General features: G+C 36.7%; 1 protein-coding gene and 1 pseudogene. Both read right to left on the bottom strand.

The window, feature by feature from the left end:
- Positions 1 to 276: ParA family protein (locus tag J7R05_RS08475; RefSeq protein ID WP_208541897.1), on the bottom strand; the 276-nt coding region annotated here is incomplete at its 3' end.
- Positions 277 to 282: 6 nt separating this feature from the next.
- Positions 283 to 417 (bottom strand): annotated as a pseudogene (locus J7R05_RS08480) (16S rRNA (guanine(527)-N(7))-methyltransferase RsmG); the annotation flags it as partial.

Genomic DNA, 417 nt, shown 5'->3' on the forward strand with positions numbered 1-417 from the left:
ATCGAGAGTTGAAGGCACAATATAGAGATTTGGTACAGCTGTTTTTAAAGCTGCTTTTGTCACTGAAATTCCCAAAACCAAAACATCATACGAGGACAAAGTACGGCTATTACGATCTATTCCTAATCCTGTACTGGCATTGCCTTGTGGATCAACATCCATAATTAAAACATTTTCTCCAATGGCTGCTAAAGCTGTTGCAAGATTAATTGCTGTGGTTGTTTTTCCGACCCCACCTTTTTGGTTTGCAATAGCGATAATCCGTGTTTCGCTCATTTTGCTTTACCCTCTACATGATCGAATATGAGAAACTTCTAAAATAACAGAATTTTCATCAATTTTACTTTTATGTTTTAGCAGATCAAATTGCCAATTGGCAGAGGCATTTTTTATTTCTGTAGAGTAATCCCGTCCTTT

The organism is Bartonella capreoli, assembly GCF_902813205.1.
GTDB lineage: Bacteria > Pseudomonadota > Alphaproteobacteria > Rhizobiales > Rhizobiaceae > Bartonella > Bartonella schoenbuchensis.